Annotated in this window: 21 protein-coding genes; 17 read left to right on the top strand and 4 right to left on the bottom strand. The window is 65.7% G+C overall.

Annotated elements, in window-relative coordinates; genetic code table 11:
- Window positions 1-4 precede the first annotated feature (4 nt).
- The gene (locus AB3147_RS10430; RefSeq protein WP_367351884.1) at window positions 5-2440 is read left to right on the top strand and encodes a TonB-dependent siderophore receptor; all 2436 of its coding nucleotides are present in this window, start codon (window positions 5-7) and stop codon (window positions 2438-2440) included.
- A gap of 188 nt (window positions 2441-2628) precedes the next feature.
- Here AB3147_RS10430 and AB3147_RS10425 read toward each other — a convergent pair whose 3' ends face one another.
- The 3 genes from AB3147_RS10425 to AB3147_RS10415 form a co-directional block, all read right to left on the bottom strand.
- Complete coding sequence (locus tag AB3147_RS10425; protein ID WP_255595409.1) at window positions 2629-3225, bottom strand: DUF6708 domain-containing protein; 597 nt, start codon at window positions 3223-3225, stop codon at window positions 2629-2631.
- Window positions 3226-3395: 170 nt separating this feature from the next.
- Entirely contained in the window at window positions 3396-6611 is a 3216-nt protein-coding gene (locus AB3147_RS10420; RefSeq protein ID WP_367351883.1) for a T6SS effector BTH_I2691 family protein, read from the bottom strand.
- A gap of 343 nt (window positions 6612-6954) precedes the next feature.
- Window positions 6955-7863: a LysR family transcriptional regulator gene (locus tag AB3147_RS10415; RefSeq protein WP_367351882.1), complete on the bottom strand. Its 909-nt coding sequence runs from the start codon at window positions 7861-7863 to the stop codon at window positions 6955-6957.
- Between the two features lie 121 nt (window positions 7864-7984).
- Here AB3147_RS10415 and AB3147_RS10410 point away from each other — a divergent pair, with 121 nt between their 5' ends.
- The 16 genes from AB3147_RS10410 (at window position 7985) to ccmI (ending at window position 21451) form a co-directional block, all read left to right on the top strand.
- The gene (locus tag AB3147_RS10410; protein ID WP_367351881.1) at window positions 7985-8947 is read left to right on the top strand and encodes a 3-hydroxyacyl-CoA dehydrogenase family protein; all 963 of its coding nucleotides are present in this window, start codon (window positions 7985-7987) and stop codon (window positions 8945-8947) included.
- 44 nt (window positions 8948-8991) lie between these two features.
- Window positions 8992-9864 carry a BKACE family enzyme gene (locus AB3147_RS10405; protein WP_367351880.1) on the top strand — a complete coding sequence of 291 codons (873 nt, stop codon included), beginning with the start codon at window positions 8992-8994 and terminating at the stop codon, window positions 9862-9864.
- A gap of 314 nt (window positions 9865-10178) precedes the next feature.
- Window positions 10179-10337 (top strand): periplasmic nitrate reductase, NapE protein, encoded by a 159-nt coding sequence (gene napE / locus AB3147_RS10400; protein ID WP_056569899.1) that lies wholly within the window; start codon window positions 10179-10181, stop codon window positions 10335-10337.
- Entirely contained in the window at window positions 10337-10678 is a 342-nt protein-coding gene (locus AB3147_RS10395) for a chaperone NapD (protein WP_175138463.1), read from the top strand. The genes napE and AB3147_RS10395 overlap by 1 nt, the downstream gene beginning before the upstream one ends.
- Window positions 10662-13157, top strand: coding sequence for a periplasmic nitrate reductase subunit alpha (gene napA / locus AB3147_RS10390; protein ID WP_175138464.1), 2496 nt, complete (start codon window positions 10662-10664; stop codon window positions 13155-13157). The genes AB3147_RS10395 and napA overlap by 17 nt, the downstream gene beginning before the upstream one ends.
- A 19-nt stretch (window positions 13158-13176) precedes the next feature.
- Window positions 13177-13653 (top strand): nitrate reductase cytochrome c-type subunit, encoded by a 477-nt coding sequence (locus tag AB3147_RS10385; protein WP_056569896.1) that lies wholly within the window; start codon window positions 13177-13179, stop codon window positions 13651-13653.
- A gap of 16 nt (window positions 13654-13669) precedes the next feature.
- On the top strand, window positions 13670-14308 hold the full coding sequence (locus AB3147_RS10380) for a cytochrome c3 family protein (protein ID WP_056569895.1): 639 nt from the start codon (window positions 13670-13672) through the stop codon (window positions 14306-14308).
- Window positions 14295-14969 carry a heme ABC exporter ATP-binding protein CcmA gene (ccmA, locus tag AB3147_RS10375; RefSeq protein ID WP_367351879.1) on the top strand — a complete coding sequence of 225 codons (675 nt, stop codon included), beginning with the start codon at window positions 14295-14297 and terminating at the stop codon, window positions 14967-14969. Before AB3147_RS10380 ends, ccmA begins: the two co-directional genes overlap by 14 nt.
- The gene (ccmB, locus tag AB3147_RS10370) at window positions 14935-15600 is read left to right on the top strand and encodes a heme exporter protein CcmB (protein WP_105238346.1); all 666 of its coding nucleotides are present in this window, start codon (window positions 14935-14937) and stop codon (window positions 15598-15600) included. The genes ccmA and ccmB overlap by 35 nt, the downstream gene beginning before the upstream one ends.
- A 7-nt stretch (window positions 15601-15607) precedes the next feature.
- Window positions 15608-16432 carry a heme ABC transporter permease CcmC gene (gene ccmC / locus AB3147_RS10365; protein ID WP_367351878.1) on the top strand — a complete coding sequence of 275 codons (825 nt, stop codon included), beginning with the start codon at window positions 15608-15610 and terminating at the stop codon, window positions 16430-16432.
- Window positions 16429-16611, top strand: a complete 183-nt coding sequence (gene ccmD, locus AB3147_RS10360) for a heme exporter protein CcmD (RefSeq protein WP_367351877.1) — start codon at window positions 16429-16431, stop codon at window positions 16609-16611. The genes ccmC and ccmD overlap by 4 nt, the downstream gene beginning before the upstream one ends.
- On the top strand, window positions 16608-17066 hold the full coding sequence (ccmE, locus tag AB3147_RS10355; RefSeq protein WP_218343432.1) for a cytochrome c maturation protein CcmE: 459 nt from the start codon (window positions 16608-16610) through the stop codon (window positions 17064-17066). The genes ccmD and ccmE overlap by 4 nt, the downstream gene beginning before the upstream one ends.
- Entirely contained in the window at window positions 17063-19075 is a 2013-nt protein-coding gene (locus AB3147_RS10350) for a heme lyase CcmF/NrfE family subunit (RefSeq protein WP_367351876.1), read from the top strand. Before ccmE ends, AB3147_RS10350 begins: the two co-directional genes overlap by 4 nt.
- A complete protein-coding gene (locus tag AB3147_RS10345) occupies window positions 19075-19596 on the top strand; it encodes a DsbE family thiol:disulfide interchange protein (protein ID WP_367351875.1) in 522 nt (173 codons plus the stop codon). The genes AB3147_RS10350 and AB3147_RS10345 overlap by 1 nt, the downstream gene beginning before the upstream one ends.
- A gap of 83 nt (window positions 19597-19679) precedes the next feature.
- Window positions 19680-20138 carry a cytochrome c-type biogenesis protein CcmH gene (locus tag AB3147_RS10340; protein ID WP_438861019.1) on the top strand — a complete coding sequence of 153 codons (459 nt, stop codon included), beginning with the start codon at window positions 19680-19682 and terminating at the stop codon, window positions 20136-20138.
- Window positions 20135-21451, top strand: coding sequence for a c-type cytochrome biogenesis protein CcmI (gene ccmI / locus AB3147_RS10335; protein ID WP_367351873.1), 1317 nt, complete (start codon window positions 20135-20137; stop codon window positions 21449-21451). The genes AB3147_RS10340 and ccmI overlap by 4 nt, the downstream gene beginning before the upstream one ends.
- 36 nt (window positions 21452-21487) lie before the next feature.
- Here ccmI and AB3147_RS10330 read toward each other — a convergent pair whose 3' ends face one another.
- On the bottom strand, window positions 21488-24688 hold the full coding sequence (locus AB3147_RS10330; protein ID WP_367353530.1) for a tetrathionate reductase subunit A: 3201 nt from the start codon (window positions 24686-24688) through the stop codon (window positions 21488-21490).
- Window positions 24689-24700 lie beyond the last annotated feature (12 nt).

Raw genomic sequence — 24700 nt, 5'->3', positions numbered from 1 at the left:
GTTCATGAATCACGTCCGGGCGCCCAAGCGCCAGTCCTCCCGTTTCCTGCGACGCGCGGCCACGGCGCGCCTGGCGGGCCGTATCGCCACCGCCACGCTGCTCGCGGCGCCCGCGCTGGCCATCCCCACCGCCGCCCACGCACAGGCCGCCGCCACCCGCAGCTTTGACATCCCCGCGGGAACGCTTGAGGACGCGCTGGGCCGCTACGGACGCGAAGCCGGCATCGTGCTGTCGTTCCGGCCCGAAGTGACGGCCGGCCTGCAAAGCAACGGGCTGCGCGGCACCTACGGCGTGCGGGGCGGTCTGGACGCCCTGCTCGCCGGCACCGGCATCCGCGTGCTGCCGCAGTCCAACGGCAGCTACGTCCTGGACCGCCCCGCCAACGCGGGCATCGCCACCACCAACCTGCCCGCCGTGACGGTCACCGCTTCCGCCGCCGACCCCCACCTGCCCGCGCCCTTCGCGGGCGGTCAGGTGGCGCGCGGCGGCGGCCTGGGCGTGCTGGGCACGGGCGACGTCATGGACGTGCCGTTCAGCACCACCAACTACACGGCGCAGATGATCGAGAACCAGCAGGCGCGCACGCTGGCCGACATCGTCATCAGCGAATCCTCGGTGCGCACCACCACCTCCAGCGGCGGCTTTTCCGACGAGTTCCAGATCCGCGGCTACTCCGTGGCTGCCGGCGACGTCGGCCTGAACGGCCTGTACGGCCTGGCATCCGCCAGCCGCATGCCCGCCGCCATGATGGAGCGCGTCGAAGTCCTGAAAGGCCCCGGCACGCTGATGAACGGCATCGGCCCCAACGGCAGCATCGGCGGCGGCATCAATATCGTCACAAAGCGCGCCGGCGACGAGCCCCTGACTCGCCTGACCACCACCTACCAAAGCAAATCGCAACTGGGCGGCCAGCTCGACATGGGCCGGCGCTTTGGCGACAACAACGAATGGGGCATCCGCGTCAACGGCGTCTACAGCAACGGCGACACCAACATCGACGACGGCAGGCAGGAACAAGGCGTGGGCGCGCTGGCGCTGGACTACCGCGGCACCAAGCTGCGCTGGTCGCTGGACGCCTACACCCAGCACGAGAACATCGACAACTTCCGTCCGCAGATCGGCTTTCAGTCGAACGTGACGTCGCTGCCCTCGCCGCCCTCGGGCCACCGCAATTTCTACCCCGGCACCGAGCTCACGCTGAACGATTCGACCGTGGCCACCCGCCTCGAGTACGACATCAATGACCACCTGATGGTCTACGGCGCCACCGGCTACCGCTACGGCACCGCCGAGCAGACCTTCCCGTCGGGGCCCGCAGACGCGCAGGGCAATTTCACGGTGTCCAACGCCTATTACGATTCGTACTCGCGCACGTGGACGGGCGACATCGGCCTGCGCGCCCGCTTCGACACCTGGGGCATCGGCCACACCGTGAACCTGTCGGCCACGCGCCTGGACCAGGAGTCCGGCAACGCCTACGTCACCTCCTCCGGTCCTGGCGTGCCGTCCAGCATCTTCCGTCCCGCCCCGCTACCGCCCGTCACCGCAGACCGCGGCGCTCCACAAAAGGCATCCAAGACCGAGCTGACCAGCTACACGCTGACCGACACGCTGTCCTTCGCCGGCGACACCCTGCTGATCACCGGCGGCATGCGCAACCAGCGCGTCGTGCTCGACAACTACTCGACCGCCACCGGCGCGCGCACCGGGTCGTACGACGAAAGCGCGATCTCGCCGGTCGCGGGCATCGTGTTCAAGCCGATCTCCAACGTCTCGCTGTACGGCAACTTCACGTCCGGCCTGACGCGCGGCGGCATTGCGCCCGCCACCGCCGCCAACGCCGGCCAGGTCTTCGCACCGTACAAGTCCAAGCAGTATGAAGCGGGCGTCAAGGTCGACTGGGGCAAGATCATCACCAGCGCCTCGGTGTTCCAGATCACGCGCCCGAACTCGATGACCGATCCCGACACGCGCATCTACAGCTTCGACGGCGAACAGCGCAACCGCGGCCTGGAACTGGCCGCCTTCGGCGAAGCCATGCCGGGTCTGCGCATGATGGCCAGCGCCACGTTCTACGACGCCACGCTCAAGCAGACCGCAGGCGGCGTGAACGACGGCAACGACGCCAACGGCGTGCCGAAGAACACCTTCAACCTGGGGGTGGACTGGGACACGCCGTGGGTCCGCGGCCTGAGCCTGAACGCCCGCGTGATCCACACGTCGTCCATGTACTTCAACGCGGCCAACACGCTGACCCTGCCCTCGTGGACGCGCTACGACGTCGGCGCGCGTTACAACACCGAGATCCTGGGCCGCTCCGTGGTGTTCCGCGCAAACATCGAGAATCTGTTCAACAAGGACTTCTGGCTGGCCAGCGGCTCGTACGCGACGGTTGCGGCGCCGCGTACGTTCTTGTTGTCGGCGCAGATCGACTTTTGAGGGTGACTGGCGTTCTTTAGGTGGCGCCTAGGTCGCCATCACGGTGGTAAGCCGGCCCCTTTGGAGGGGCCGGCTTTTTTTGTTGCTTGCGGGAAAACGGCGGGCGGCATCAGCTGGTCAGCCGACGCAGGCATCCCCAAATGGGATGTACTCCCAGTAAGCCAATCGTTCGCTTGCGTGCTCGCGCGTCACGGTGCTGTTCTAGACTCGAGATCCATGTCAGCAGGCCACTTCACTTTGGGCGCGAAGCGCAGGCCAAAGTTGTACCGAGGCACGTCATTATGGTCGTGGGGCGGATCTGGAGGTGGTAGCGCCGAAGGACCCTGCTGCATATATGTGCAGATATATGCCCAGGCAAACTCGTCCGCACCCATGGCGCTCAGGGGGAAGCGGTCAATGACCTTATTGGTCCCTGGCTCAACGATGGAAAGAACCACACCCCAATTCAAGATGAGCCCGCCTTGGGCAGTGACTGCGCGTTTGTGCCACCGTTCAGCGCGCACTTGAGACCAGTCGTATGCCACAGGAGCGACGCGCCAGGGTCCGAAAGGATTCCACCACCGGTCGTTAAAGTTATAGGCGTAAAGCCGCTGGCGGACACGATTAAGCCTTAAAGGTAAGTCTCGAGGAACCGAGATGTCCATGCGGATACAGAAAGCGGCTAACCAGATGCAAGCTGCTAAGCATAAAAGACCCGAGAAAACAATAAAAGGATCCGAAAAAAGGTAGAAATGAGGAGGAACAATCAATATGGATATCCCGGCTGTCGCCATAATGATGCCCATCCAAAAATAAATGCCTCGCGCGCGTGCTGAACCTCTCGATACCTCCAAATATATGTCATCCAGGTGGTTTGGAGCGTTCCCCTCAAGTGCCAAGGGTGCAGTCGGTGTGCAAAACGGTCCCGGTAAATCTGCTATCCAACCGTTGCATGGGGGGACAAGTTTGGGGCCGGTCATGGCTGTTTTTTTCCTGGTCGGCTATCTGTTTTATCTTCTTGACAAAGTAGGTGGGCGAATCCCGAAATGTCATTTCTATCAGGCCAGAATTTGGCTTCCAACTTTACTGCGTGAACGCCGTTGATCGCATGCAATGCAATGGCGCCCGAAATTGTTAAAGTTTGAGTTGCTTCGTCTGTAGTAATAATTGGGGCCGTAGTGTTCTCAAAATAGTCGGAATTTAGTCTGGACGTCGGTGGGGGCAGATCGGTTGTTGGCTTCCCGCTCTCGCCGGAAGCAATAATTTGGCCCTGATAATCGCCAGGGCGATAGACTGTCAATTCCCATTGGTATCGGGCTGAGCTTTCTTCATAACCTGGCAGGGATATCTGAAACACAATATATTCCCCGATCCATATTCGGCCTCTCTTCCAGTCCGTTTGGCCATCAATCGGAAATGGGATATCCCCTTTCTTATATAGCTTCATTTCGATCGCCATCTCTGCTGTCATTCCAAGCACTGCAGCATTAAGACTGCCCACGGCGGTATCGAAATCTGATTCTGAGGTCCACCGCCTATTTTCGCTTGGCGAACCCCATCGGCTGTACCGAGCCCATAGTTCGAGTGACGAGGATCGTGCCTTTCTCGCCTGCATTGCCAAAATGTACGCAAGCACCCCTAACGCAATAGCGATACCAATAGGTCCTAATAAGGTTGCTTGGGGGGCGAGGGCTCCGACAATTCCTGCGATTGCCGAGCCAAGCGCGGCCATAGTTGCCAAACCGCTATAAATTTGAGCCTTCGAATCTCCGACAGCTCCTGCACGAATGGCGGCGAACATATGTTGGACTCCGTCCATTAGCCCAGAAACCGCTGTAACAGCGCCGCCGTATTGCGCAATGCGAAGCCCAAGCATGACGGTCTTCGCCCCTCCTCTCGCTTGCACGGTGATGGTCATATCCGGCCGTAGCACTTGAATCCCGACCCCAACAACCTCCACGCCCGCACCCATCACACCGATCGAAGATGACCACACGGCCGCCAATGCTTCGGCTCTGACACTTTCAGGTGCGTTGAGCAACGTTGCGTAGTTCTTTCGCAGGCTGTCTTGCTGAAACCACAGGCTGCCGAGTCCAAGCAGCAGATTCGCTCCTGTGGGCGCTGCTGAAACGACCGTAGTGCGCATCTTCCGCATCGCTTCCCTTGCGAGATCTCTCGCTTGCTCAGCGCCAATCGCAAGCGTTCCCACCATTTGAACAGCGCCGGTTTGGAGCGTGGCAGCGCCAACGCTCACGGCGCGAATGGCGTCGGCGACGCCTTCAGTGGCGGTGCGTCGCAGATCCCGGAGACGTTCCTTTAGCTCATCGGCACTCTCCAGCGACCAAATCATCAAATCAACGACCTTGCCGTGGTTGCCGGGAACCGCAATGGCAATGAAGCCGCTCACCACCATTGCGCGAATCTTTTTTGTTGCCGGCTTGCGGAAATTTTCGTCAATATGCGCGACGAACTTATCAATGCCTTCCTGCAGCGTCTGGTGGAGTAGCGAAAGATACTCGCCGAGCTTCAGAGACACGATGATCTGGGTCACGTGCTGCCCTGAATATCGCAGGAAGGCCGCGCTGTGCAGACGTCCGACCAGCGCGTGCGTTTGGGAGGCCAGTTGCTGTCCCAACGCGTTACTGGCGCTGCCCATGGCCGCGAGCAACTGTCCGATGGCCTCTTGCACGGGCGCGACCATCAGAGTCTTGCCTTCCGCTGTTCCGATGACGGTCTTGATGGTGTCGTACGCCTTGCCAACGTCATTGCCCGTCAGCGCGGTTTGCAGCTGGTTCAGCAAAGCCATGTCCTTCGCCACCAGAGCCTGATACAGGTGGCTCTCACGATCCTCCAACTGTGCTTTCCACAGCCGTTGCGTCGCGCCTAATTTTTTATCGCCTTCCTTTATGACTTCGGTGGGGCCACCGGCAAGGCAAAGCGCGAGCATCCGGATAAAGCCCTCCGTCGAACGCCAGGACGTGGCGCTGTAGTCATACTGGACGGCAAGCTGGAAAGGTCTAGATAGGTATTCTCTGACGTACAACTCGCCAACTCGGTCAACAGCTTTTTGCCAATTGTCCTGCGCGGCCAGATAGGCTTCCTCGAAGGTGGCTCGAGCCCGCTCGTCGTAGCGCTCCTCTAGGCGTTCCTTTGCCTCGGCCTGTTTGTTCTTTGCTATGCGCTCAGCTTCTCCTGGGATATGCACCTGCGGATAGCCCACCTTTAGTCCCGCGATGCTGTTGTTGTGCCTACGACGATTCTCTTCCGCTGCCTTCACCTCTTCTTCTGCTTCCGCCTTGGCCCAGGCGGCCTGCAGCTCCTTGATGCCGAGCAGCGCCTGGGAAGTAAAGAACTCAAATCGTCGCTGCGGCTCGGCGCGCCACTCCTGCATTTCTCTGAACAAATGAACGCGCTGCGCATTGCATTCCTGCACCACCCCGATGGGATCGGGCAGAACCAACGCCAGTACGCCGTTCGGAAGTTTTTCCCGCTGGACGATAGTGCGGATGTGGCCTTCCATTGCCCCAAGCCGATGATTACGCGAGTAGAACCCGTGAACGCTATCGAAATCGCCGGGGTTGCCCTCTGCGTACTCAAGTACAGAGCCCAACCCAAGGTTGTCTTCGGTCATTGCAATACCGACCTTGGCTGGGTCGTCGCGCGCGCGTTTCAAATCGAGCTTGTACAGACGCTCCCTCGGATCCGTTCCGTCGGCCGCTTTGCCACACAAGTATTGGTTCAGCACGCTCTCTGGCCAGGGATCATTGGCGATGGCTATCCACGCGGTCGAGAATTTTCCGGCGTCGATATTGATGAACGATGCGGGGACGTCGTGATCCTTGTTGACGCAGTCCTTGCTCAGAGGGCTGGGCTCGTCTCGTGGGACCTGATAGGGACGAAACTGGCGCAGCGCGCCTTCAGGCGTCACCTCATAGGCCTGCCACTCCATCTCGTCGAGCAGTACATAAAGGTATCCTTGCCGCAAGATGCGAGGCTGGTCCAGCCGCATCTGAACCGTTGCGGGTTCGTTGCGGGCGGCAGGTTGCCGACGGTATGTTTGCCCGGGCGACGGCGCGTACGCCGCGCGCAAAGGAAGAATGGGTAGACCAGTACGCTCGCAGGCCTTGCAGGCGCCGGTCGGATTGGGCGCGGCATGGCTGATCGTTCGGCCTAAGGTTGTGCTTAGGCTCATGAATAGGCCCCTGCCCGGGGTGATGAAGCAAACATCCGCTTCCAGGCGCCGATGGCGAATGTGAAGCGCAGATCGGATTGAATAGGAATGACGTGCTCCCCGCAACGACGGACCCATTTCTCCGCCGATACGCGTCAGGTCCGCCCATGAAGAAATCGCCCGCCGCGAATAGAGGATCGCAATGGACGCGCATGGAATGCGCCGCCATTACGTCACACCGGCCTATCTTTGGATATCAGAAGAGTCTTAGTTTCTGCCGGCGAACCTAGTCTTCGTGTCTACCGGCGAACCATCGCAAGTCGGGCAGAGTTCGCGCGCAGTATTTGCTAGACCTTTCCCACCATTACCGCGCCTGCGCCGCCACATACTCCCTCAACGTCTGCACCAGCGCCACCGCAGCGGGCGACAAACTCCGGTTGCGGGCCGTCACCAACCCAATCGAGCGCTCGGCCACCGGCACCGTCAGCCGCCGCTGCACGATGCCGGTCTGCGCCACCGCGCCGGCGGCGATTTCCGGTAGCGCTGCTACGCCAAACCCGCATTCGACCATCGCCACGATGGTGGTCAGGTGCTCGGCCTCGAATGCGGGTGCGAAGCGGATGCGGTTCTGCAGAAAGGCCCATTCCGTGTATTGGCGCACGCTGCTTGGATGCACCATGGACACATGTTCCGCCCCAGCCGTATCGACCCAGCGCAGCGGCCCTTTGGCCCGCGCCAGCGGATGTGCCTCCGGAATCAGCAAGATGAAGCTGTCGGACATCAGCGGCACGTAGTGCAGGTCGGCGTGCTGCGGGTCGGCGGCGGTCAGCGCAAAGTCCACCTCGCCCGCGCGCACCAAGTCGAAGGCCGGACCGGAGAGCGTGTCGCGGACCTTGAGCGCCACATTTGGGTGCGCCTGGCGGTACGTCATCAGCACGCGCGGCAGCAGCCGGGCTGCCAGCGATGGCAACGCCGCCACTGACACCTGCCCCTGTTCCGCGCTGGAGATGCTGCCGACCGCGGCGATGGCATCGCGGAATGCCGCCTGCAGGGTCGCGGCCTGTTGCAGGAAGACCTCGCCCGCCGCCGTCAGGCGTACCGTGCGCGTGGTGCGGTCGAACAGGCGCACGCCGAGCGCGTCCTCGATGCGCTGGATCTGGGTGGACAGCGCGGATTGCGACAGATGCAGCTGCCCCGCGGCCTGGCGGAAGTTGAGCGTTCGGCCCAGCACCAGCGTGGTGTCGATGTCCCGCATCGACAGGTTGATCTGCATGTTTTGTCCCCGGCCTATTGATCTGATTGACCGATCATTCTATTAAAAAATTCTGATTCATCAATCAACCGCCCTTCTCTACACTCGCGCCAAAGCGTGATTTCAGAATCAGGAGAACAGCATGCAGAAAGACACGAACGCGCTGCCCAATCCGGGCGCGGCGCATGCGGTGGTGGTGGGCGGCGGCACGATGGGTGCGGATGTCGCCGTCGTGTTGACGCGCGCGGCGTGCCGCACGACGGTGATCGAATCGAATGCCGAGCGCGCGGCCGGTCTGCCGACGCGCGTGGCGGAAAACCTGAAGACCATCGGGCGCGAGTCAAACGCCGCGCTGCTGGCCACCGCGCCGTCGCTGGACGAGGTGGACTGGTCCACGGTGGATCTGGTGATCGAGTGCATTCCCGAGCGCCTGGACATCAAGCAGGCGCTCTTTGCGGACCTGGCGCGGCGCACGCGGCCCGATGCCATCCTGGCCAGCAACAGTTCCAGCTTCCCGATCAGCGCGATCAGCCAGGGGCTGGACACGCGCGGCCGCATGCTGGGCCTGCACTTCTTTATGCCGGCGCACCTGGTGCCGCTCGTGGAAGTGGTGCTGGGCGAAGCCAGCGACGAGGCCTGCGCGGATTCGCTGATCGACTTCATGCGGCGCTGCGGCAGCGTTCCGGTCAAGGTGAAGCAGGATCTGCCGGGTTTTCTGGCGAACCGCCTGCAGCACGCGCTGTCGCGAGAAGCCTTCGACCTTATCGACCGCGGCATCGCGTCGCCCGAGGACGTGGACGCCGCCGTGCGGTTTGGATTTGGGTTCCGGTTCCTGGCGGCGGGTCCCGTGATGCAGCGCGATCACGCGGGCATCGACGTGCACGCGGCGGCCGGCGCAACCATGTATCCCACGTTCTGCAACGCCGACCATCCGGCGCGCTGTCTGACCGAACGCGCCGCGGACGGCCGGCATGGCATGAAGGCAGGCGAAGGTTTTTATGCCTGGACGCCCGAGACTATTGCCGCAGAGCGCGCCCGTTACGACCGGCTGCTGCGCGCCGGCCTGGACCTGATCGCTCCCGAACTGCCGGAGATCAAGCCTTGAATTCGCCTGCAACCCACTCCGTGCCTGCTTGCGCACCCGCTTCCATGGCCACCTCTGCGTCAGCCACGGCTCCGGCCCTCCCCCGCGCCGCGTTAGCCGACTCGCCCGTCATCATCACCGTCGCGCCCAACGGCGCGTACAAGAAGGCTGCCGACCACCCCGCCGTGCCGCTGACCGCAGACGCGCTGGCCGCCGAGGCCCGCGCATGCCTGGACGCCGGCGCCGCGATGATGCACATGCACGTCCGAAAGCCCGACGGCAGCCATCTGCTGGATGCGCAGGCCTATCGCGACGCGCTCGCGGCGGTGCAGTGCGCCGTCGGCGACGAACTGCTGGTGCAGGTGACGAGCGAGGCGGCGGGCGTCTATCAGGCCGCCGAGCAGATTGCGATGGTGCGCGAATTGCAGCCCGAAGCCGTCTCCATCGGCCTGCGCGAAATCGCCGTGCCCGGCATTCCGGAATCGGAGCTGGCCGCCTTCCTGGCGTGGCTGGCCGACCGACGCGTCATGACGCAGATCATCCTGTACGACGACGCCGACGTGCGCCGCTGGCTGTCGCTGCGCGCGCGCGGACTGGTGCCGCCGGGCGCATGGTCGGTGCTGTTCGTGCTGGGCCGCTACAGCGCGGGACAGACGTCGTCGGCTTACGACCTGCTGCCGTTCCTGGCCGCTTACGACCATTCGTTGCCCTGGGCGATCTGCGCCTTCGGCCCCGAGGAAAACGCCTGCGTTACGACCGCGGCGGCCTTTGGCGGCCATATGCGAGTCGGGTTTGAAAACAATCTGAAGCTGCGCGACGGGTCGGTGGCGCCGGACAACGCGGCGCTGGTCGCACAGGCCGCGCAAGGCGCGCGGGCGCTGGGCCGGCCGCTGGCGACGGCGGCGGACGCGCGGCGTATCTACGGCGCGATCGGTTGATGCGCTAACGATTGACGCGGTGCAAGCAAATCGCAGCCGGCTAATCCGCAACCGGTTATTCCGGCTGCCGGTCAGCTGGCTGCGGATTTAACCGTTGTCAGCTTATCCGCACAGTCGACTGGGGCCGCCGGATACCCCGCTTTCGATCGCCCCCTGCCGGTGATCGCACGCGCCCCCTTTCCCCCGCTCTGTAATCTCTCCGACATTATTTCGCTGTGTTGCAACATTGACGCCGCGCAAGCGCATCTGCTACAAACTTTCGCATCTGTACGTTTAACGCAATACCCCCACAAGTTTCTGCTGCGAGGTGGTGTGTGCAAGACGAATCCGATGGCTACACAAAAGCCCAGGAACTGCGAAGTTTCCTATTCCTGACGGCAGTCATGGCCCCGGTGTTGGCAGTGATCATCGTGGCCGGGTACGGTTTTGCGGTCTGGATCTACCAGATGTTCGCAGGCCCCCCGGGAAGCTGATGCAAAGCCTCCGCCCCCCCATTCCCCCCAATCAGCCCGCCTCTGCGCCCTGTAGCGCGGCGCCCGAGCTGCACATCGCCAGCATGGTGGTGCATGCCGCCCCACGCCGGCTGGCGGACGTGCGCGGCGCGATCCTCGCGATCGGCGGCGCGGAAATCCACGGCGCTTCCGAGACCGGCAAGCTGGTCGTCACCCTGGAAGCCCCCTCTACCGAAGACATGCTTGCGCAGATAGCGCAGATCCAGCGGCTGGACGGCGTGCTGGCGTCGGCGCTGGTCTATCAGCATTCCGACACGCTTGCCGCGATGAATGAGGAGATTGACGATGTCCATGGCTCGTAGAGAGTTCATCAAGCAATCTGCCGCCGCCGCTGCCGCCACGGTAGCCGGCATCCCCATCGTGGGCTACACGCAGAACATCGTGACGGAATCGGAAGCCGCCAAGCTGAAGTGGTCCAAGGCGCCCTGTAGGTTCTGCGGGACCGGCTGCGGCGTGAACGTCGCGGTGAAGGACAACCAGGTCGTGGCGACGCACGGCGACTTCAACGCCGAGGTCAACCGCGGCCTGAACTGCGTGAAGGGCTATTTCCTGTCCAAGATCATGTACGGCAACGATCGGCTGACGACGCCACTGCTGCGGATGAAGGACGGCAAGTACGCCAAGGATGGCGAGCTGGCGCCGGTGTCGTGGGACCAGGCGTTCGACGTCATGGCCGAACAGTTCAAGCGCGTGCTCAAGGACAAGGGCCCGGAAGCCGTCGGCATGTTCGGCTCGGGCCAGTGGACGATCTGGGAAGGCTACGCGGCGCTCAAGCTGATGAAGGCGGGGTTTCGCACCAACAACCTCGATCCGAACGCGCGCCACTGCATGGCGTCGGCGGCGGTGGGCTTCATCCGCACCTTTGGCGCCGACGAGCCCATGGGCTGCTATGACGACATCGAAAACGCCGACGCCTTCGTGCTGTGGGGCGCGAACATGGCGGAAATGCACCCCATCCTGTGGACGCGGGTGACCGACAGGCGGTTGAGCAAGCCCAATACCAAGGTGGTGGTGCTGTCCACGTTTGAGAACCGGTCGTATGAACTGGCCGACATCTCTTTAACGTTCACGCCGCAGACCGACCTGGCGATCCTGAACTACATCGCCAACCACATCATCAAGACCAAGCGCGTCAACCGGGAATTCATCGACGAACACACCCGGTTCCTGGAAGGCAACACCGACATCGGCTACGGCCTGCGTCCCGAGCACCCGCTGCAAAAGGCCGCCAAGAACGCCAACAACGCCGGCGGCTCGCGCCCGATCACTTACGACGAATACGCGAAGTTCGTCTCCAAGTACGACCTGGACTACACCGCCAAGCTGACCGGCGTGCCCAAGCGGAATCTGGAAGCGCTGGCCGAGCTGTACGCCGATCCGAAGATCCGTGTCATGTCGTTCTGGACCATGGGGTTCAACCAGCACACGCGCGGCGTGTGGGCGAACAATCTGGTCTACAACATCCATCTGCTGACGGGCAAGATTTCCACGCCGGGCAACAGCCCGTTCTCGTTGACGGGCCAGCCGTCCGCCTGCGGCACCGCGCGCGAAGTAGGCACGTTCTCGCATCGCCTGCCCGCGGACCTGGTCGTGACCAACCCGAAGCACCGGGCGCGCGCCGAAGAGGTCTGGGGGCTGCCCGACGGCACCATCCCTGAAAAGGTTGGCGCGCACGCGGTCTTGCAGAATCGCATGCTGAAGGACGGCACCATCAACGCTTACTGGGTGATGGTCAACAACAACATGCAGGCCGCGGCCAACATGTTGAACGAGGGCTATCCCGGCTACCGCAATCCGGCGAACTTCATCGTGGTGTCTGATGCCTACCCGACGGTGACCACGATCTCGGCCGACCTGGTGCTGCCCACCGCCATGTGGGTGGAAAAGGAAGGCGCCTACGGCAACGCCGAGCGCCGCACGCAGTTCTGGCACCAGTTGGTCAACGCGCCCAGCGGCGCGCGGTCGGATCTGTGGCAGTTGATGGAGTTTTCCAAGCGCTTCACCACGGACGAAGTCTGGCCGGCGGACCTGCTGGCCAAGAAGCCCGAGCTGCGGGGCAAGACGCTCTTTCAGGTGTTGTACGAAAACGGCAAGGTCAACAAGTTTCCGAATACGGAACTGGATCCGGAATACGCCAACGATGAGGCCAAGGCGTTCGGCTTCTACGTGCAGAAGGGCCTGTTCGAGGAATATGCGGAATTCGGCCGCGGCCATGGCCACGACCTGGCGCCGTTTGACACCTATCACCAGGTGCGCGGCCTGCGCTGGCCCGTGGTGGACGGGGTCGAGACGCGCTGGCGCTATCGCGAGAAGGCGGATCCGTACGTGAAGGTGGGCTCCGGCTTCAACTTCTATGGCAACCCCGACGGCAAGGCCAATATCTATGCCCTGCCCTATGAGCCTCCCCCCGAGGTGCCGGACGAAGAATACCCCTTCTGGCTGTCGACCGGCCGCGTGCTGGAGCATTGGCATTCGGGGTCGATGACGCGGCGCGTGCCCGAGCTGTACCGCGCCTTTCCCGATGCGGTGTGCTTCATGCACCCGGACGACGCGCAGGCCATGGGCCTGCGGCGCGGCGTACTGGTGGAGATTGCGTCGCGGCGCGGCAAGATGCAGACCCGGCTGGAAACGCGCGGACGCAACAAGCCGCCGCGCGGCCTGGTGTTCGTGCCCTGGTTCGATGCCGGCCAACTGATCAACAAGGTCACGCTCGACGCCACCGATCCGATCTCGTTCCAGACCGACTTCAAGAAGTGCGCGGTCAAGATCACCAAGGCTTGACGGCCCGACGGAGACGCTCATGAACATTCGCGCCACTTCGATCGCCCTGGTCTTTCTGATCGGCGCCAACGCCTGGGCCGCGCCGACCGATCCGATGATCGATCCCATGCGGGGCCCGACGCCCCTGACCGAGTCGGCCACGCCGCCGCTGATGCCCCCGGTCGAGAACCGCGACGTGCGGCGCATGCGCACGTACTCGATGCAGCCGCCCACCATTCCGCACAAGATCGACGGCTACCAGATCGACAAGAACTTCAACCGCTGCCTGGCCTGTCACGCCCGCGTGAACACCGAGCAGACGCAGGCGGTGCCGCTGAGCGTGACGCACTACATGGACCGCGACAGCAACGTGCTGGCCGAAGTGTCCCCGCGCCGGTACTTCTGTCTGCAATGCCACGTGCCGCAAACGGAGGCCAAGCCGCTGGTCCCGAACAATTTCCAGGACATCGACGTGATCCTCAAGCGCCTCTCTGCTCCGGCGCCCGACAAGAAGTAAGGGACAGGAGCCCGTCATGGTCAAGCTCATCAAGCGTTACTGGAACATCATCCGCCGGCCCAGCGTGCACTTCAGCCTGGGCTTTCTGACGGTGGGCGGGTTCATCGGCGGCATCCTGTTCTGGGGCGCGTTCAACACCGCCATGGAACTGACGAACACCGAGAAGTTCTGCACCGGCTGCCATGAAATGCGCGACAACGTGTACTCGGAGCTGAAGGGCACGATCCACTTCACCAATCGGTCCGGCGTGCGGGCGCTGTGCTCGGACTGCCACGTTCCGCACAACTGGACCGACAAGATCGCCCGCAAGATGCAGGCGTCCAAGGAAGTCTGGGGCAAGATCTTCGGCACCATCGACACGCGCGAGAAGTTCGTGGACAAGCGGCTGGAACTGGCGCAGCACGAATGGGCGCGCTTCAAGGCGAACGACTCGCTGGAATGCCGCAACTGCCACAACTACGAGTACATGGACTTCACCCGCCAGAGCGTGCGGGCGCAGAACATGCACTCGACCTATCTCGCAGACCGGTCCAAGACCTGCATCGACTGCCACAAGGGCATCGCCCACACGCTGCCGCACATTCCGCCTGGCCAGACCTCCGAAGCGACGCCGCCGGCCAGGGCGTCCAACGAGGTGGCCAATGCGGCCCGCTGACGCGCCGCTGCCGGTGCTGAGCGCGCGCGGACTGGTCAGCCGGCGCGGCGGCCCCGGCGCGCTGGATTTTGATCTGCACGCCGGGCAGCTATTGAACGTGCAAGGCGCCAACGGCAGCGGCAAGACCAGCCTCTTGCGCATGCTGGCCGGCCTGCTGCGTCCTTTGGACGGCGGCATCTTCGACCCGGACGGCGACATCCGCCGTGATCCGTCGGCGCACTTTGCGCGCACGGCGTATCTGGGGCACGGCAACGGCCTGTCGGGCGATCTGACCGCGCTGGAAAACCTGCGGTGCAGCCTGCACGTGGCAGGAACGCCGCGGCACGACGACGCGATCGCCGCTTGCCTTGACGACTGGCGCCTGGGCGCCTGCCTGCACACGCCCGCCGCGCGCCTGTCGCAGGGCCAGGGCCGCCGCCTGGCGCTGGCCGCCGTGGTGCTTGGCGCCAAGCCGCTGTGGCTGCTGGACGAGCCCGACGCGGGCTTGGACGCGGCCAGCCTGGAACAACTGGCGCAGGCGCTTGGCGCGCACCTGGCCGCCGGCGGCGCCGCCGTCGTCGCCTCGCACCGCGCCCCCGGCACGCCTGCCCATCACACCCAAACCCTGAACATGGATGACTACGCGGATGCTGGCAACGCTGTCTCAGTTGGCATTGCGTGAAGTCCGGCTGGCCTGGCGTCGACCGGCGGACACGCTGGGCGCGACGCTGTTCTTCATCGTCACGGGTTCGCTGTTTCCGCTGGCGGTGGGTCCCGATCCCGTGCTGCTGCTGGCGATCGGGCCGGGGGTCTTGTGGGTCTGCGCCCTGCTTGGCATTTTGCTGAGTCTGCATCGTCCCTTCGCGCAGGATTACGACAACGGCGCGCTGGAGCAACTGCTGGTGTCGCCGCATCCGCTGCCGCTGCTGGTGGGCGTGAAGTTGGGCGCACACTGGTTCAGCACCTGCGTGCCGCTGATTCTCGCCAGCCCGGTGCTGGCGCTGCAGTTTGGCCTGTCGCCACACGCCATCGGCATCCTGGTGCTGTCCCTGCTGCTGGGCACGCCGACGCTGGCGCTGGTGGGTGGCCTGGGCGCGGCGCTGACGCTGGGCCTGCGCGGCGGCGCGCTGCTGCCGCTGGTGGTGCTGCCGCTGTACGTGCCGGTGCTGATCTTCGGCGCGGGCGCCGTGTCGGCCACGCATGCCGGCTTGGGCGCGGGGCCGCAGCTTTCGCTGCTGGGCGCCGGCCTGTGCCTGGCGATCCTGCTTTGCCCCTGGAGCGCGTCGGCGGCGCTGCGCGTGGCGCTGGACTGAGGTATCCATGCACAATCCCTCCACCTTCGACTCCCCTCGCGCCGCCCCCGCGCGATCCAGCTGGATGCGCTACGCGTCGCCGGCGCTGTTCTACCCGCTGGCCGGGCGCATGATTCCATTTTTTGCGGTGGGCGCCGCGCTGCTGGCGGCGGCCGGGCTGTATACCGGGCTGGTGGTCGCGCCTGTAGATAGCCAGCAGGGCGAGGTCTATCGCATCCTGTTCATCCACGTGGCCGCGGCCTGGATGTCGATGTTCCTGTACCTGGTGATGGCGGGCTATGCCGCGCTGGGGCTCATCTTCAACACCCGCCTATCGTTCATGATGATGCGCGCGCTGGCGCCCACCGGCGCGATCTTCACGTTCCTGACGCTGTGGACGGGCGCGCTGTGGGGCAAGCCGACGTGGGGCACGTGGTGGGTCTGGGACGCGCGGCTCACGTCCGAGCTGATCCTGCTGTTCCTGTACCTGGGCTTCATGGCGCTGCAGGCCGCCACCGACGATACGCAGCGCGCGGACCGGGGCGGCGCGATCCTGCTGCTGGCGGGCGTGGTCAACGTGCCGATCATCTACTTCTCGGTGCAGTGGTGGAGCACGCTGCATCAGGGCGCGTCGATCAACCTGACAACCGCCCCGAGCATGGCGCGCATCATGGTGACCGCAATGCTGCTGATGGTGGCGGCGTTCTGGCTGTACAGCGCAGCGGTCGCGCTGGCGCGCGTGCGCGGGATCATTGCAGCGCGCGAGCCGGGCGCCATTCAGAAGATCGCCGGACAGATGGGCGCCGGACAGCCGGGCGCATCGGCAAGCGGCGCCCGGACGGAGGCGCCATGAGCTGGGACACCCTATTTTCGCTACAAGGCCATGGGCCGTACATCCTGGGCGCCTACGGCGTCACGTTCGCGGTGATGGCGTGGGAAGTGCTGGCGCTGTGGCGGCGCGCGCGTCGAAGCGGCCGGCGGCAGGAGGCGGTTGGCAGCCCCGCCCGTGACGCAGGAAGGACGCGCCGATGAGCCCGCGCAAACGCCGCGCGTTCGCCATCGTGGGCGGCCTTGCCCTGCTGGGCCTGGCCACCGCGCTGGTGCTCAACGCCCTGCAATCGAATCTGGTGTTCTTCTTCAGCCCGACGCAGGTCATCGCGCACGAGGCGCCCGCCAGCGGCAGCTATCGCGTCGGGGGCCTGGTCGAACAAGGCTCGCTGCAACGGGAGGCCGACGGCCTGACGCTGCGCTTTGCCGTGACCGACACCGCCCACGCCGTGCCCGTCACCTATCAGGGCTTGCTGCCAGACCTGTTCCGCGAGGGCAAGGGCGTGGTGGTGGCCGGCAAGATGGGCGCGGACGGCGTGTTCCGCGCCACCGAAGTGCTGGCCAAGCACGACGAGAACTACATGCCGCCCGAAGCCGCCGACGCGATCAAGAAGGCGGAGCAACGAGCCGCCTCCACCCTGCAGGCGGAGGCAAAATGATCCCGGAAATCGGCCTTTTCGCCCTGATCCTTGCGCTGCTGGTGGCGCTGGCGCAGGGCATCCTGCCGCTCATCGGCGCAGCCACCGGCTGGCAGGCGGGACTGCGCGTGGCGCGGCCTGCGGCCATCGGGCAGTTCGGCCTGACGACGCTCGCCTTCGCCTGCCTGGCGTGGGCCCTCGTGCACAACGACTTTTCGGTCCTGTACGTGGCCGCGAATTCCCACGCCGACCTGCCGGCCGGCTACCGCTTCGCGGCGGTCTGGGGCGGGCATGAAGGGTCGCTGCTGCTGTGGCAGCTGCTGCTGACGGCGTGGACGCTGGCCGTGGCGCTGTGCAGCAAGCGGCTGCCTTTGGCTTTCGTGGGCCGCGTGCTGGCGGTGATGGGCTGGATCAGCGTCGGCCTGCTGCTGTTCATGCTGTTCCTGTCCAATCCCTTTGAGCGCCTGATTCCGGCCGCGATGGCCGGCCGCGACCTGAACCCGCTGTTGCAGGACCCGGGCATGATCGTGCATCCGCCCATGCTGTACATGGGTTACGTCGGCTTTTCGGTGGCGTTCGCCTTTGCCATCGGGGCGCTGCTGTCGGGCGAGCTGGACGCGATGTGGGCGCGCTGGGTGCGGCCGTGGACGCTGGCCGCGTGGACGTTCCTGACCATCGGCATCCTGCTGGGCAGCGCATGGGCGTACTACGTGCTGGGCTGGGGCGGCTGGTGGTTCTGGGATCCGGTCGAGAACGCCTCCTTCATGCCGTGGCTGGCAGGCACCGCGCTGATTCATTCGCTGATCGTCACCGAGCGGCGCGGCGCCTTCCGCAGCTGGACGGTGCTGCTGGCCATCTGCACGTTTTCGCTCAGCATCCTGGGCACGTTCCTGGTCCGCTCGGGCGTGCTGACCTCGGTCCATGCCTTTGCCGTGGATCCCGGCCGCGGCTTGTACATCCTTGCCTTCATGACGGTGATCGTGGGCGGTTCGCTCGCCTTGTACGCGTGGCGCGCGCCCACGGTCGGGCTGGGCGGCGGGTTTTCGCTGCTGTCGCGGGAGTCGCTGCTGCTGTCCAACAACGTCGTGCTGACGGTCGCGGCGGGCTCCGTGCTGCTGGGCACGTTGTATCCGGTCGTGTTGGACGTGCTTGAGTGGGGCAAGATCTCCATCGGACCGCCCTACTTCGAAGCCGTGTTCGTGCCGCTGATGACGCCTGCGATTTTCCTGATGGGCGTGGGGCCGGTCGCCCGCTGGAAACAGGCAGAGCTTCCCGACCTGGGCAAGCGCCTGCGCGTGGCCTTTGCGGTCAGCCTGCTGACGGCGGTGCTCGTGCCACTGGCAATGCCCGGCGCTTCGCGCTTTGGTTCCCCGATGATCGTGCTGGGCCTGTGGCTGGCCGCCTGGTCGGTCGCCAGCGCCGGCGCGCACGCGTGGCAACGCCTGACGGACGGCGATGGCGAGTTGCTGCGGCGGCTGACCCGCCAGCCGCGCTCGTGGTACGGCATGCTGCTGGCGCATGCGGGTATCGGCATCTTCATCGCGGGCGTCACGCTGGCCAACGGCTATGAGGTCAAACGCGAGCTTCGTGTCGACGTGGGCGCCACGCAGGAAGCCGGCGGCTACCAGTTCACGTTTGCCGGCATCGGCCCGGCCACCGGCCCCAACTACACCGCGCAGCGCGCCGTTTTCCAAGTGGTGCGCGATGGCAAACCCGTGGTCACGCTGTATCCGGAAAAGCGCCACTACACCGTGCAGGACATGGCGCTCAGCCAGGCTGACATCGACAGCGGCTTCACCCGCGACCTGTTTGTGGCGTTGGGCGAACCCGTGGCCGATAACGCCTGGACCGTGCGCATCCAGGTCAAGCCCTTCATGACGTGGATCTGGACCGGCTGCATCCTGATGGCGCTGGGCGGGCTGCTGGCCGCGGGCGACGGACGTTACCGCCGCGCGCGCGAGGCGCAGGCGCGCAAGGACGCGCACGGCGCCCTACCGGAAACGGCGGGCGCGGCGCGGGAGGGCTATTGATGCTGCGCTATCTGCTGCCGCTTGCCGTATTCCTGGCCATGGCCGTGTTCCTGGCGAAGGGATTGTCGCGCGATCCGCGCGCGCTGCCGTCGGCCATGATCGACAAGCCCGCGCCCGCCATCGGTCTGCCGGATCTGCTGGAGCCCCGCAAGACACTGGACGTGGAATCGCAGCGGGGCAAGGTCTGGCTGCTGAATGTGTGGGCGTCTTGGTGCGGGCCGTGCAAAGACGAGCTGCCCGTATTGCGCGAGGCCGCGCAGCGCCATGGCATCGCGCTGTATGGGTTGAACTACAAGGACAAACCCGACGAGGCGCGGCAGTGGCTGGCGCGCAACGGCAATCCCTACCTGGCGTCGGCCAGCGACGTCGACGGGCGCGTCGGCATCGAATACGGTGTGTATGGCGTGCCCGAGACGTTCGTGATCGACGGCGACGGCCGCATCCGGTACAAGCATTTGGGGCTGATCACGCCGGAGCTATGGCGTACCCGCTTGCAGCCGGTCATCGAGGCGCTGCAATGAGGGCCCGGCGTGTGCAACGCCGTCCGTTGACGCCGTGGCATCGGCTGCCCCGCAAGCTGCTGACGGTCGCCATGCAGGTCGCCATGCAGGCCGTCCTGGTGACCGGCCTGCTGGTCACATTCCTGACCCCGACGCCCCTTCGCGCCGCGCCGGCTCCCTCACCCGTGCTGTCACCCGAACAGGAACAGCGCGCCGACAAGCTCGCGCACGGCCTGCGCTGCCTCGTCTGCCAGAACCAGACCCTGGCCGAATCCAACGCGCCCCTCGCCCTGGACATGCGCAAGCTCATCCGCGGCCAACTTGCCGAAGGCAAGACCGACACGGAAATCATGCGCTTCTTTGAAGACCGCTACGGCGACTTCGTGCGCTACGACCCGCCCTTCAAGTCGATTACCTGGCTGCTGTGGGTGGGCCCCTTCGCGCTGCTGGCCGTGGGCTTCCTGGTGCTGGTGCGCACGCTGAAACGGCGCGCCGGCACGCGCGCACCGCTGACCGCGGACGAACGCGCCCGCGCCGCCCGCTTCCTGGATTCCGGCTCATGACCACGCTCTGGCTCATCGTCCTGGCCCTGCTGCTGGCCACCCTGCTTTGCCTCGTGCCGCCGCTGCTGCGCCGCACGCCGGCCGCGGAGACCGCGTCGGACGCCAGCGTGCGCGCCTTCTATCTGGCGCAGCGGGAGCAACTGCGGCGCGATCTGGCTAACGGCGCGCTCAGCCCGCAGGCGCACGCCCGCGCCGACGAAGAGCTGCAACGCGATCTGCTGCAGGACCTGGCGATGCGCCGTGATCCCCGCGCACGGCTGGGCGGACAGCGCGCCGGCATTGCCGCGGCGTGCGTGCTGACGGTGGCCGTCCCGGTGGCCGCCGTGCTGTTGTACGGACAGTTGGGCAATCCGCGCGCGGCGGCCACGATCGCCATGGCGCAAACGCCTGAACCCCATGCGCAGGAGGCGGACAACGACATGGCGCTGGCGATCAACGCGTTGGCCCAGCGCCTGCGCGCCTCGCCCGATGATGCCGATGGCTGGTACATGCTGGGTCGTTCCTACGAAACGCTGGGCCGCTACAACGACGCCATCGCCGCGTATCGGGAGGTGCTGCGGCTGGTGCCCGGCCAGCCCGTGGTGTTGGCCGATCTGGCCGACGCGCTGCTGTCGGCGCGGCAGGGCCAGCCCGACGAGGATTCCATCGCAGCCGTCGCGCAGGCGCTGCAGGCCGAGCCGGATCAGCCCAAGGCGTTGGCGCTGGCCGGCATGATGGCGCTGCGCCGCGGCGACGCCGCCGAGGCGCTGACGCACTGGGAACGGTTGCAAAGGCTGCTGCCGGCAGAGTCGGAGGCGGCACGGCAGATCCAGACGAATATCGCGCAGGCGCGCGCCATGGCGACGGGTGGGGCTGGGGGAGCTTCAGTGGCGGCTGCGTCGGGTAATTCGTCCGCATCGCCTGCGGTGGCAGGGTCGACGCCGGCTGCTTCCGCAACGCCCGCCGCTCCGGCCGCCACGCCCTCCGCGCCCGCCCGCATCGCCGGTCAGGCCCGCATCGCCGACACGCTGCGCGGCCAGGTCGCGCCGAACGACACCGTCTTCATCCTGGCGCGCCCCATGGAGGGATCCCGCATGCCGGTCGCCATCCTGAAGATGCAGGTTGCGGACCTGCCACGGGCGTTCGTGCTGGACGACAGCACGTCCATGTCGCCGGATGCCACGCTGTCCCAAGCCGGCAAGGTGCGCGTGGAGATCCGCGTCAGCCGCTCGGGCAATGCTGCCGCCCAGGCCGGCGACCTGAGCGGCGTGCTGACGGACGTAGGGCCGCGCGCCGACGGGCTGGAACTGGTGGCTGACACCGTCGTGCGCTGACCGCTTCCGCCGTCAGCGCTTTCGGCTCACACCCGTTCAAACCCGCTCGATCCGCGCCGGCAAGCCCTGCCGCACCGCCGCGCCCGATACCCAATCGATCCAGACGTTGGCGTGCTGGCCGCGCGTCGCGTCCCCAAAGCCCAGATCGTTCAGATTGACCCCGGCCGCCAGCGCCGGATCGTGCGGCATCGGCTTGCCATCGACGACATGCGCGCGCGCGCCCAGCTCGGTATGCCCGTAACCGTGCTCGATGCCCACCGCGCCCGGCTGAACCCCATCGCGCAGCAGGGCCAGCCCCGTCACCGACCCGCCCGGCGTCACGATGCGGACCGTATCGCCGTTGCGGATGCCCAGCCGTTCGCCGTCCTGCCGGCTGATCGACACGGGGTTGTGCGGATGCACCTGCCGCAGACGGTTCACGCCGATCGACAGCGAGCTCATCAGGTTGGACTTGAACGAGCTCAGCAGGAAGGGCCAGTCCTCACGCGGGTATTCATCCCGCATATCGCGCCCGTCTGCCAGGCGCGTCGGGTACCAGGTGGGACAGCCGCTATAGCGCTCGCCCGTCATCGCGTGGCGGAACCCCGCCAATTCCTCGCTCCAGACATGCAGCGGCTTGGCGTAGGCCACGCGCGTGCGGCGCGGATGTTCGCCGGCTTGCGTCCACGCGTCTTCCATCCGGTCGAAGCGCCCGCCACGGCTCATCAGCATCGCAACCTGCCGCCATTCGCCCGGCTTGAGCTTGGTCTGCAACAGGTCGCGGTAGCGGTCGACGCCGGTCAGCGCCATGTCGTCGTCGCTGGCCTCCGGCACCGGACGTCCCGCCGCAAACGCGATGTTGGCCATGCCGCGCAGGAAGAAATCCTCGGGCGTGTCCAGCGCGTACTTGCCGCCGTCCTTGTCCGAGATGGCGCCCTCGCCGAATCCCGGCATGCCCAGGCGCTTGGCGCACGCGATCAGGAAGGTCTCCAGGCACACCGGCTCGTTCGTGGCGGTACGCGACACGCGCGGCTGCACCGCAGGCCAGCGCACGGTCGAGGCCTTGGCCACCACGTCGGCCCACGGCGCGGACACGCCCCAGCTTTCGTACGTGACGGTGTCCGGCACGATGTAGTCGGCCAGCGCGTTGGTCTCGTTGATGAACGGGTTGATCGACACCGCCAGCGGCAGGATGCGCGGGTCCTTCAGCTTTTCCAGCGCCACGTGGCGGAACCCGGCAATGCCGTACACCGGGTTGCTCATGTGGTTGAACCAGACCTTGGCGCGATACGGATAGCCGGCCAGCGCCGACGCCAGCATCTCCGAACTGAGTCCGCCGGTAGCCGGATACCAGGGCGCCGCCGCCGGATACGCCGGCTGGCCCGCGGCCTTCTTGCGCTTGAACTCGCTGGACTTCTCGTACGGAAAGCGGTTTCGCGACAGCGACACGCCTTTGGGCGAGGCCTTGTTGGCAAAGCCGGCGATGTTGTAGCGCGGCCCCATGCCGTAAGGCGGAAATGGCCCGGCATCCAGCACCAGTCCGCCCTCGACGTTCAGGTTGCCTACCAGCGTGTTCAGCATGGCGATGGCGTAGGCAGTGTAGAAGCCCGACCCGCTCATCGTGCCGCCGTGCGCATCGGCCACGGCGCGCTTGCCGTGGCTGGTGAAGCGTTCGGCCAGCGACGCGATCTTGGCCGCCGGCACCCCGCAAAGGGCGGCGTACTCGTCCAAGGTCTTGCGGCGCGACTCCTCGCGCAGCAGGGTCAGCGAGGTCCGCACCCGCAGCGCCTCCGGGCTACCTGCCATGCCGGGCGCGGCGATGGTGTCGTCCACAAACAGTTCGGCCGATGACGCCGTCGTGTGCGGCGCCTGCGTGCCGTCGGCCAGACGCACGACATACACGTCCTCCCATTTCTCGTCCGCATCGGCCGGGCGCGCCCAGCCCATGTCGGCGCCACGCAGAAACGCGCCCAGGCGAGGATGGTCCGGTTCGGCCACCACCAGATGCGTCGCGTTGGTCCACGCCGCCTCGCCCGCCGCCTTCATGGCGTTCGGACCGGGTTGCGACAGCATGCACGCGTCGAAACGTTCGTTGTCCAGAATCCAGCGGATCAGGCCCATCGCCAGCGCAAGGTCGCTGGCCGGATTGACCGGCACCCATTCATTGCCCGATCCCGCCGACAGGCTGGACGAGGCCGGCAGCACGGGCGACACCACCACGTAGGTGAACGCGGCTTCCCCGGGCCGCACCCGCGCCTCGGCCAATTGGCGGGCCTGGCGCTGAAACGGATTGCCGGCCTGCGCCGGCGCCGCACCGATGAACAGCCCGAAGCGCGCGTTGTCCCAATCCGGCTTGCCGTGCGGCATGCCTTTCAGGTCGCCAAGCGCCGCGCCCGCGCCCACCCGGAAGCTCTGGCCGCAGTACGAGCCGTGATTGCTGAAGTTGACCGTGCCAAACGACTGCCCGGCAAAGCGCTGGATCAGCGGCGTGCGCCCTTCGTTGGACGCGTCGGTAAAGAGGAACTGGTTGACCTTCGCGCCGTACTCCGGATTGTCCGGGTCCAGCGGCGTCTCGCGGTCGAAGATCGCGCGCAGGCCGTCCACGTGGCCTTCGCCGAACAGGTCGCCGCCTTCACAGACTTCCTGCACCAGTTGCTCGAAGCTGATCGTCTGCCATTTGCCGTCGCCGCGCTTGCCGGCGCGCTTCATCGGCTGCAATACCCGGTACGGGCTGTCCATCTGCTCCAGCATGGCCGAACCGCGCGCACACGACGTGGCGCGGCCTTCCAGCCCGCTATCGCCGCCCAGTTGCGCATAGACATCGCGCAGGGGCGCGTCCATCGCGGCGGGCCGCGTCGTGGCCAACGGGTGGTACGGGTTGCCGACCACGCGCAGGATGCGGTTCTCGGCCGTGTCCACGCGCAGCCGCACACCGCATTGCGTCCAGCAGCCCAGGCAGCTCGACGGGCTGACGATCTGGCCCGGCTGGGCGCTCAGCGCGCCGGTCAGCGGATCGATGCGGAACTCCGGCGTCAGCGAATTACCACGCACGGCGTGCGTCGTCGGCACGCCCGCGGTGCCCTGCGCCAGGCCCTTCACCGCCTTGACGACCGTGTCGCCATAGCCCGCCGCAAACGCCGCCATGCCGCCGGCCACCATGCCGCCGCGCATCATCAGCTTGCGCCGTGCCTCGTCGCGCGGCTGGTCCGGGCCATCATCTGCGTCGCGGCGCTTATCGGTTTCGTGTTGCTTGTCCATTGCTTTCTTATC

The sequence above is a fragment of the Achromobacter animicus genome (assembly GCF_040775605.1).
Lineage (GTDB): Bacteria > Pseudomonadota > Gammaproteobacteria > Burkholderiales > Burkholderiaceae_B > Achromobacter > Achromobacter animicus.
The sequence above is the reverse complement of the archived record's forward strand: the minus strand, read 5'-3'. Positions and strand labels throughout refer to the sequence as shown.